This window comes from Desulfatiglans sp. (assembly GCA_012513605.1).
Classification (GTDB): Bacteria; Desulfobacterota; DSM-4660; order Desulfatiglandales; family HGW-15; genus JAAZBV01.
Genome location: JAAZBV010000020.1, coordinates 19,733 through 29,594, shown reverse-complemented (window position 1 = coordinate 29,594; position 9,862 = coordinate 19,733). Strand labels below are relative to the sequence as shown.

Below are 9,862 nucleotides of genomic sequence, written 5' to 3'. Positions count from 1 at the left end.
GGAAGCAGACGCTAATGACAAAAAGCATATGCCCCTTTTACCAAAAATAGTAAAAAAGAATATCACAGTTTCCCCTGGTGATACATTGATGGAGCTTTTTGTAAGGGAAGGGATTGAAAGGACGGATGCATACAGCATTATATCGTCTCTTTCAGACCTGTTTAATCCAAGGCAGTTGCGTCAGGGGCAGGAGATTATTTTAAACTTTGAAACCCCTCCCCCCTCTGGAACTCTTTTTTTTCACAGTCTCACCCTTGCACCTGATCTTACAAGGGAGATACAGGTAACCCGTTCCTCTGAGGGTACATTTTTATCAAAAGAAGTTTTATATGAGCTTGAGAAAAAGAGAGTCAAGGCAGTAGCAGAAATAAAGAGCAGTCTCTATAACGCTGCCCTTGCCGCTGATATTCCTGTAGAAATTCTTATCAAGATGATCAGGGCCTATTCCTATGATGTCGATTTTCAAAGAGACATACAGAGTGGAGATAGCTTTGAGGCACTTTATGAGAAGGTAGTTGATAAAAATGGCAATTTTATTAAAGGGGGTGAATTATTATATGCATCCCTCAATACCAGTGGCAACCCGATCACCATTTACAGATATCAGGCCACTGATGGTGAGATAGATATGTATGATGCAAAAGGCTGTTCAGTGCGTAAAACCCTTATGGTAACACCCATTGATGGCGCACGATTGAGTTCCGGCTATGGCATGCGACGCCATCCTATACTGGGTTATACCCGTATGCATAAAGGCCTTGATTTCGCTGCACCATCCGGAACCCCGATCATGGCGGCAGGTGATGGCGTTATAGAGATGGCTGGCAAAAAAGGCGGTTATGGTAATTATGTAAGGATCCGGCATGCTAACGGCTATCAGACAGTTTATGGGCATATGAAGAAATTTGCACCAGGAATAAAAAAAGGTGTAAGAGTAAAGCAGGGAAGCATAATAGGCTATGTAGGATCAACCGGTATTTCCACAGGGCCTCATCTTCATTATGAGGTACTTTACAATAAGGAGAATGTAAACCCGGCTTCGATAAAGACCCCATCAGGGAGAATTCTTAAAAATGATGAACTGGAAAGATTTTTACTCTTTAAACAGGAAGTGGAAACCCTTTGTCTAAATGAAAATCCGGAGCCCCCTTTGAATGAATTGAATAATTTACAGGCAAATAATCGGTCTCCTGTTCTGGACTAATACCTCTATTTCGCATCCTCTATTCCGGACTTAACGCATTTTCCAGCTTTCATCAAATTTCCAAATAGATATCACAGCCCCGTTCAGGCAGATGTTATGATAATGTTGTTAATAACACACAGGATGAGCCCTGGCCTTTCTGATCACAAAGAAAGGAATCTATTATAAGGTTTGAAGGGTAGACCGGTGCCTGGCCAGCAGAAGCTTTAGCGAAGGCGGCTGTCTACCCCTATTACCAATCTGTTGTTATAACCTTTGCTGAACTGCTGTCATAATTTTACCTGAATTATTTATTAGCTCCAGTAGCTTTTCCAAGTATTATTCCGGTAAAATCATGCTGATCCGATGATAGTCTTACTTTCAAGGACAAGATCAGTTATGGCCTTCCTTGTAAGCCCGCAAACATCATCATAGGTGTAAACCACAATCCTGCAAGTAGTTCTCCACATGTCAAAAAAACGGCGGAGAAAGCTCCGATAATAAACGATTTTATTTGGTTTTTTTAAGGTCTAATAAGGTAGAACAAGTAAAACGTGCGTATATATTAAGGAAATGGTTCTTAGTTATGTCTGGCTTAAATATTGCAGGCTTCAACCATTATGGACATACTGATTGCAGATGATAACTTACCTTCAAGGGTACTTTTAGCCAGACTCCTTTCAAAGCTGGGGTACAGTGTTACAATGGCCTCAGATGGCAAAGAAGCATGGGAAATCCTACAGAAAAGTAATATCAATTTTGTTATTACTGACTGGATAATGCCTGAAATGGATGGTCTTGAGCTCTGTAAAAGGATCAGGAGTGCGGACCTTGGTCACTATGTCTATATCGTTATCCTTACATCAAAAGAAGAAAAAAGTGAGATGATAGAAGGTCTTGAGGCAGGGGCAGATGATTTTATAGTAAAGCCATATGACAGGGACGAACTCTTTGTAAAGATACGCATTGGTGAACGTATACTTCAGCTTGAAAAGAGCAAGGAAGAGCAAAACCGTAAACTGGCTGATACGTATGCAGAAATAAAGAAGGATCTTGAGGCGGCAGCAAAGATACAATTAAGTCTTCTACCAAAATCTGACGCCATGATATCCGGTGTTGAATTTGACTGGCTTTTTATGCCAGCGGCATTTATGGCTGGGGATATTTTTAATTACTTCTGGCTTGTTGATGATTATATTGGTTTTTACCTTCTTGATGTGGCAGGGCATGGAATTCCATCTGCCCTTCTCTCCATAACATTAAGCAGGTACCTTTCACCCATTGACAATCAGGATAGCCCGCTAAAGAAATTTTTAATAATACCTCCATACTATGAGTATACACGGCCAAAGGATGTAGTGGAAGACCTTAACCAGCGTTTTCAGGCATCTGATGATTCTATGCAGTATTTTACAATGGTATATGGTGTAATCAACGCAAGGACTGGCCAGGTTAATATCACCCAGGCAGGACACCCATCACCCATAAAAATTGAAAAAAATGGCTCCGCATCATTCATCGGATCAGGCGGTTTTCCTGTTGGCATATTCCCGGAGGCAACATATGAAGAGCACGAATTTTATCTTGAAAGTGGTGACAGGTTTATTCTATATTCGGATGGAATAATAGAATGCCCGAATGATAAAGGCATCGCCTTTTCGACAGAACGGTTTACTGAGATTATAAAAAACAACAAGGGCTTATCTCTGCACAGCCTTATTACTGACGTAGAAAAGTATTTAAAGGAATGGAAAGGCGGGGGTGATTTTGATGATGACATATCACTCCTTGCCTTTGAAATGAAATAATTTGGACAATAAAGGGCATATATTGAAAAAGATCAAGTTAATAATTGAGAGTGATCTTGAAAATGTTGCTCTTGCCGGTATGGCAATAAACAAGATATGTTCTCTTACGCCTTTAACAGAGATGCAGGTATTTCAGGTGGAGCTTTGTACTGTTGAGGCAATCAATAACAGCATAATTCATGCATACAGCAGTAAATATGATAATGAGGTTGAGATATTACTCACAATAAAAGATACCCTGATAGAGATCGAGATATGCGACCATGGGAAAACAATGAATACAAATATTCTTGAAAATGCTGGCATCAAAAATACGGATAATGACATGCCTAATGCCGCTAATTTATCAGAATCCGGTAGAGGCTTGGGTTTTATAAAGGAATTTATGAACCATGTCACCTACAGGAGCGATGACAAGGGAAATCATCTTGTTATGTTTAAAAGATATTAAAAACATATTATCAATATAAGATTGGAGAGCTAAGAAAAATGGATATTAATGAAGAGATTATTGACAAAGTCGGTGTTGTAAAATTAACAGGTAGACTTGACGCCGCTTCTGTAAAAAGCTTCAAGGACACAGTTTCTTCCCTGGTAAAAAAAGAAATCTGTAATATTGTTGTAGATATGAAAGATGTGGAGTTTATTGACAGCTCAGGACTGGGAAGCCTGGTATCGTGTCTGAGAATTGTTAACAATGAAGGGGGCGATATAAGGCTTTCATCCCTGCAAAACCAGATAAGAGCCCTTTTGGAATTAACCAGAATGCATCGGGTATTCCAGATATTTGATGATACTGATACAGCGATCAAGGGCTTTTAGCCTATTTATATCTCATGCTGCCTATGCCAATATTATATCTGTATAGCCATTTTGTTTGACATTATACGTCATAATATTGGCAAAATTCTCCATTGCATCACCCCTATTTTGACTAACTAAATTCTTGATAATAATTTTATTCGCATTTAGCTTATTTTATATCAATATTGATAATCATTAAATATATTCAAAATACCTTATTATGGTACATATATTGCAAAATTAAACAAAGGAATAATGCAAACATTCCATAAGCAGGGTTTGCATTGTATTTTATCAGTAATATCATGCAGTAACAGGTGTTTTACATATAAATAAAATGTGGAATATTAAAATAGATCATATTGCTTATTTTTTGTTACTCACCTCTGTTTTTTTTCAGGGGTGTGTCTCATCAAAAATGGAGACAAAAGAGCCAGGGGATCTCCAGAAGTTGTCTTTAAATGGTAAGGACAATGATGAGATTCAGTATGCAACCCCTGAGATTATTAAGATGTATGAAGCAAATCTTGCAAAGGAGTATTTCATCGGTCCTGGTGATTTGATTAAAATAGATGTATGGAACAGACCGGAGTTGTCAGGTGAGCATCTGGTCGGGCCATATGGAAGGATTACCCTGCCACTTTTAGGTGAATTTAATATTGGCGGCAATACGGTTAATAGTGCAACAAAATCCATTAAAGAGATATACTCCAAGCTATACTCTGACCCGATTGTGATGGTCACAGTGCTCAAATACATGAATAACAAGGTGTATGTGTTAGGCAGGGTGAGTAATCCTGGTATTATCCACCTTGATGGGCATGCAACCATACTTGAGGCACTATCTATGGCTGGAGGGCTCCCTACTGTTGACAAATCCGCTTTTCTATCAAAATGTTATATTATAAGGGGTAAAGAGCAGATCATATGGATAGACCTGCTTCAACTTCTGGGTAAAGCCAACCTGAAACTTAACATAGGCCTTGCCAATAATGACATTATCTATATACCTGATTCAACCGATGCATCTGTCTTTGTAATGGGTGAGGTTAATAATCCGGGCTCTTATCCTATTCAGACCTCAGGTATGTCATTTCTTGATGCAATCAACCAGGCGGGCGGGCCAACTGAAAATGCAAATAAAACAAAAATACGCCTCATAAGGGATATGAGAGAGCAAAATAGCCCTATTATAATTAATCTTGCTGAATTTTTAAAGAATGGTAATTTCGTTCAAAACCAGACCCTTCAGGATAATGATATTATTTATGTACCTAAAAAGGGCATAGCTTCATTTAATTATTACTTAAGGCAGATAGACCCTTTTCTCAGGACTTTTATTACTGCAAATTTAGTTCAGGATGAGATTTCGGATTAATGAAAACAGCATGATAATCCGATTTTACTAATAGTTTTATATATATTTTTTAATAAATAATATGATGCAACAGGACATTACCATAAAACCGAAAAAACCATTTGACCCTGTAGCCACCATTATGCGGCACTGGCTCAAGATTGTTGTATTTGGTGGCAGCCTGTTTGTGTTACTGTCTCCCATCGCATTTATTTTTAATCATTCATTTTACCAGGTCAGCGGCAAGCTTGTGGTATTGCCTGAATCTGAGTCAGTCATTTCCCGCACAGATGAAAGATCAGTAGCTGGTTATTATAATCAATTCATTAATACACAGCTGGATCTTATACAAAGCCCTAAGATACTTGAAAAGGCTATAGAAAAGCTCTCTCCTGATATTAAACAGCATTATCTACCGGACAATATGACACTCTCCTTTGCAGCAAGACTGCTGGGGGGTGGTCTGAAGGTAGAACAACCCCGTGGCACACATTTCATAGATGTGACTCTTTTGAGAGATAATGATAAAGGTATGGTTGAGATGGTCAATGCCATCATGGAGGTTTATATTGAGGAATATCAGAAAGATGAAGAGGGAAAAGATTACAGGCGTCTCTCATTTCTCCAGACCGAGAAACAGAATCTGAATGCTGAAATAGGAAAAAAGACCATCGAATTAAAAAAGATATCAGAACAAATCGCATCCAGTGTATTTGCAGGCAGCAATGATGATGCCTCCCAATTCCAGATGTCCTATGAAAAGGCATACAGGGATAGAGTAGAAAAGGAAAAAAGACTTAAAGCAATAACACTGGAAGCTGAATCACTAAAGTCACTTTCACTGGATGCCCATATAGAGGAGGTAGTTGTTCAGAACTCGGTCGTTTCAAAACTCGATATACTTGCACAGGAGTCTTTGCACAAACTAAGGGATTCACAGGTCGGCCTATCAGATGATAACCCAGGGAAACATCAGGTAGAGGCAAGGATAAAAGAGATAAAGAAATACACAGAAGAACAGAAAGATATCATCAAGGAAGACACCAGGAAATTTTTATATGATAAGAGAGAGACGGAACTTAAAGAAAAGATCATTCATGCAGAAACAGAACTTAATGCTGCAAAAATGATTGAGGATGAAATCCTCAAAGAACGGGACCTGCTACTTAAGAAAAGAGCTGAAATAACAACAAAGGAATTAACACGCAAACAGGTAGAAACCAGCCTTGAGCAGATGAAAATCCAGCTTAACAGGGTAGACACCAGGATATATGAATTAAAGCTTGAATCAAAAGCCCCAGGTAAAATCAGGCTTGAAAGAATGGCCGATATACAGGGGATGGATTCAGGTAATAATCTTAAAAAACTCATTATTTTGATTTTCATGTTTTCATTTGGATTCATTACAGCAGGATGTGCCCTGTTTGATATACTTGATGACCGGATCCGCAATGAAAAAGATATTCTGAATAGTCTGGGCACACTCCCTCACAGGCCTATTGATGATTATTTACAGGTAGGGATGAAGGGTACACCCTTCTCACGGGTGCTGATGGATGACCCAACAAATAAGGTGGCACAATCCATTCACAGCCTTGCTATAAAATTTGATAAAGAACGCCAGAATCATGGAGCAAAAATTGCTGTGTTCACAGGTGTTGACGCTCAAAGCGGTGTTACAGAAATCCTGCTCAACACAGCCTATGCAATGTCAAAACTTTGCCCAAAAATCCTTGTTATTGAAACCAATTTTGCAAATCCTTCCCTGAAAAAGCTGGTCAATATCAAGAGAGAGAAAAAAGGTCTTTTGGACTATATCAAAGGCCATACAGCACTTTCAGACTGTATATCACATGATAAAGAAAGAGGAATAGACCTATTGATGGCAGGGCATCTTCCGAGCGATGATGAGCTGGTAAACCTTGACAGATCAAAGATATCAAAGGTTATAAAACAGGTTAAAGAAAAATATGATTTTATCCTGATTGACACAATGCCAATGCTGATAAGCGATCTGGCTGAATTCCTGATAGTGCAGGCAGATATTATCCCCCTGATTATACAGTCAGATCGCAGTTACTACCAGTATGTATATATGGCAGGGCAAACACTCTTAAAACTGGAGGTCCCTGCGATTGCAGCAGTATTAAACCTTGGGGCTCCCAGATACAATACTAAATTCCAGGAAACTGTTGTTAAACTGATCCAGCCTTTTCAGGAATTGGTCAGAAATACATTTCTTAAAACAATGCACCCTGAACAGGATGAACCCTATCCTCTATTCAGGATGTCCTGGCAGTCTGTTAATACCATAGGGAGCTCTTTTAAACTATCCTTCAAAAAAATATTTAAATTTGTTAATCCCAGGATAATTATTAATGCATGCAAATCAATTTTTGTACTATTTCTCTTTGTACAGGTGACCCTGCTGATATCATATGTTGCATCTACTGCATATGTTGAGAAGTCAGGCAGTATAAATACAGTCAGCGATGAAGATCAAAAATCACAGAAGGATGATACTCCTGGTATAAACAACGAGCGATGGATTTTAAAGCAGGATAAGTCTTTCTATACAATACAACTAATAGTATCACCCCAAAAGGTTGACCTACCGGTCTTTGTGCATACCCATGCCCTGTCAGAAGATGAAATAGCTATCTATAAAAACCGGTATAAAGGAGAAGAACGATACTCAGTAATATATGGAACATATCCAAGTTACCAGTCAGCAAACGAAGCGCTGACAGCATTGCCGGAGACGGTACTTAAGACCTCACGTGTGAGGAGTATCAGGATAATCCAGCAGCAAATCATTAATCTGAGAGAAAAAGGCTAATGAACATACTTGTTCCCATAATGATGTTTGGCTGGATACCGATTGTTATCGGCCTTTTTTCAAGATTGCCACCCAGACGTGCTGTAATAACATCCTTCCTTTTTGCATGGATGTTCCTTCCTATGGCTGAGTATCCGATTCCAGGGCTTCCAGATTACACAAAAATGTCAGCTACCTGCTGGGGGGTTTTAATTGCAGCATTAATTTTTGATTCAAATAGTATCTTTTCTTTCAGATTTAAAATAATCGATATTCCCATGATTGTTTGGTGCCTCTGCCCTGCCCTCTCTTCACTTTCAAACGACCTTGGATTATATGATGGCATTTCAGAATCCCTGGCACAGACTGTCACATGGGGGTTTCCCTATTTCATTGGAAGAATCTATTTTAATGACCTTGAAAGTCTTAAAGAATTTGCTTTCGGCATTTTTATAGGTGGCCTTATTTACATGCCATTATGCTGGGTTGAGATAAGGTTTAGCCCGCAATTACATAGAATATTCTATGGATACCATCAACGCGCATTTGTACAGACTATTAGGTATGGCGGATTCAGACCAATGGTTTTCATGGAACATGGTTTAATGGTTGGAATTTGGATGATAAGCGCTACCCTGATCGGCCTCTGGGCTTGGGTAACCGGTATACTTAAAAAGGTAAGAGGAATACCTATCGCTATTCTAGTTATTTTACTGCTGATAACTTCAGTGTTATGTAAATCAACAGGCGCCATAGCACTTTTTATCATGGGAGCAACTGTTCTTCTGATAACAAAAAAGATCAAAATGAATATTGTATTTATATGTTTTATCCTATTACCGATCCTTTATGTATCTACAAGGGCTACTGGTTACTGGAATGCGGAAAACTTCACCATGTTTGTTTACGAACATGATAAGGAAAGGGCACAATCTCTGTGGACAAGAATTGACAATGAAAACATACTTATCGAAAAGGCACTTGAAAAAAAGATCTTTGGCTGGGGTGGATGGGGTAGATCAAGGGTTTATGATGAGGAAGGTCAGGATATAACGATCACCGATGGTCTCTGGATTATTGTATTTGGAAAAAATGGTATGATTGGGCTTGCTGCCCTTATGTCATCAATTCTTACCCCAGTATTTATTCTTATGAAATTATACAGGCCTCATGAATTGTTTCATCAAAAAGTAATACCAGTCACAATGCTTTCAGTACTGCTGGGTCTATATATGATTGACAGTCTGCTTAATGCAATGGTTAATCCTATTTTCATGGTCGCGTCTGGAGGAATTACCGGACTGGTCAAAGAGTCTTTAGAGGAAAAAGATAATCAGAAAATACCTCTTTTAGAAACTATTGGTAAAATGATCTATCAACCAAGGTTTTTATAGTTTTTTAACGGGAAAAAATGGCAGGGAAAGTTTTTCTGTTATATGGCATGAATGTAATCAACTTATTAATAGGAGCAGGCTATTTTTCACTGTTTTTAATGAGCCTCCATACACTGACTAAATCAACTCGTATTGTAAAGCCACAAGACCTGAATGGATACCGATTAATATGGATAATAATCTCAATTACTATTTTTATGATCCTGATATCATGTGTCTTTGATATATCTAAAACCTTAATGGATAACATACGAATTATGGCAAATAATCAGGGATGGTATAATAATCGTTATTCATTTCAGGTTATCTCAATAACCGGTATTTGCTCAATATTATTACTAGTTGCTGTCATTAATGAGGTATCTTCTTCAGGCATTTTTAGCTATAACGGACATGTAATACGCTGGTTGATAATTTTATTTGCCTTTAACCTTATTAATTCAATTTCATTGCATTTTATTGATCAATTGATGAATATTAGAATTCTGGGTTTCCGAA

7 protein-coding genes are annotated in these 9,862 nt (G+C 38.3%); all 7 read left to right on the top strand.

What is annotated here, in order from left to right:
- Positions 1-1,204: M23 family metallopeptidase (locus GX654_02550; protein ID NLD35726.1), on the top strand; the 1,204-nt coding region annotated here is incomplete at its 5' end.
- 599 nt (positions 1,205-1,803) lie between these two features.
- Positions 1,804-2,991 (top strand): response regulator, encoded by a 1,188-nt coding sequence (locus GX654_02545; protein ID NLD35725.1) that lies wholly within the window; start codon positions 1,804-1,806, stop codon positions 2,989-2,991.
- Between the two features lie 22 nt (positions 2,992-3,013).
- Positions 3,014-3,442 carry an ATP-binding protein gene (locus GX654_02540; GenBank protein ID NLD35724.1) on the top strand — a complete coding sequence of 143 codons (429 nt, stop codon included), beginning with the start codon at positions 3,014-3,016 and terminating at the stop codon, positions 3,440-3,442.
- Positions 3,443-3,480: 38 nt separating this feature from the next.
- Positions 3,481-3,813, top strand: coding sequence for an STAS domain-containing protein (locus tag GX654_02535; protein ID NLD35723.1), 333 nt, complete (start codon positions 3,481-3,483; stop codon positions 3,811-3,813).
- Positions 3,814-4,213: 400 nt separating this feature from the next.
- Entirely contained in the window at positions 4,214-5,173 is a 960-nt protein-coding gene (locus tag GX654_02530) for a hypothetical protein (protein NLD35722.1), read from the top strand.
- 61 nt (positions 5,174-5,234) lie between these two features.
- Positions 5,235-7,991, top strand: coding sequence for an AAA family ATPase (locus GX654_02525; protein ID NLD35721.1), 2,757 nt, complete (start codon positions 5,235-5,237; stop codon positions 7,989-7,991).
- Positions 7,991-9,364, top strand: a complete 1,374-nt coding sequence (locus tag GX654_02520) for an O-antigen ligase domain-containing protein (GenBank protein ID NLD35720.1) — start codon at positions 7,991-7,993, stop codon at positions 9,362-9,364. Before GX654_02525 ends, GX654_02520 begins: the two co-directional genes overlap by 1 nt.
- Positions 9,365-9,862: the final 498 nt, after the last annotated feature.

What these genes read in the sequence shown, in the direction of transcription:
- GX654_02545 (NLD35725.1), top strand. Translation starts at nt 1,804, where the DNA reads ATGGACATACTGATTGCAGATGATAACTTACCTTCAAGGGTACTTTTA.
- GX654_02525 (NLD35721.1), top strand. Translation starts at nt 5,235, where the DNA reads ATGATGCAACAGGACATTACCATAAAACCGAAAAAACCATTTGACCCT.
- GX654_02520 (NLD35720.1), top strand. Translation starts at nt 7,991, where the DNA reads ATGAACATACTTGTTCCCATAATGATGTTTGGCTGGATACCGATTGTT.
- GX654_02530 (NLD35722.1), top strand. Translation starts at nt 4,214, where the DNA reads ATGGAGACAAAAGAGCCAGGGGATCTCCAGAAGTTGTCTTTAAATGGT.
- GX654_02535 (NLD35723.1), top strand. Translation starts at nt 3,481, where the DNA reads ATGGATATTAATGAAGAGATTATTGACAAAGTCGGTGTTGTAAAATTA.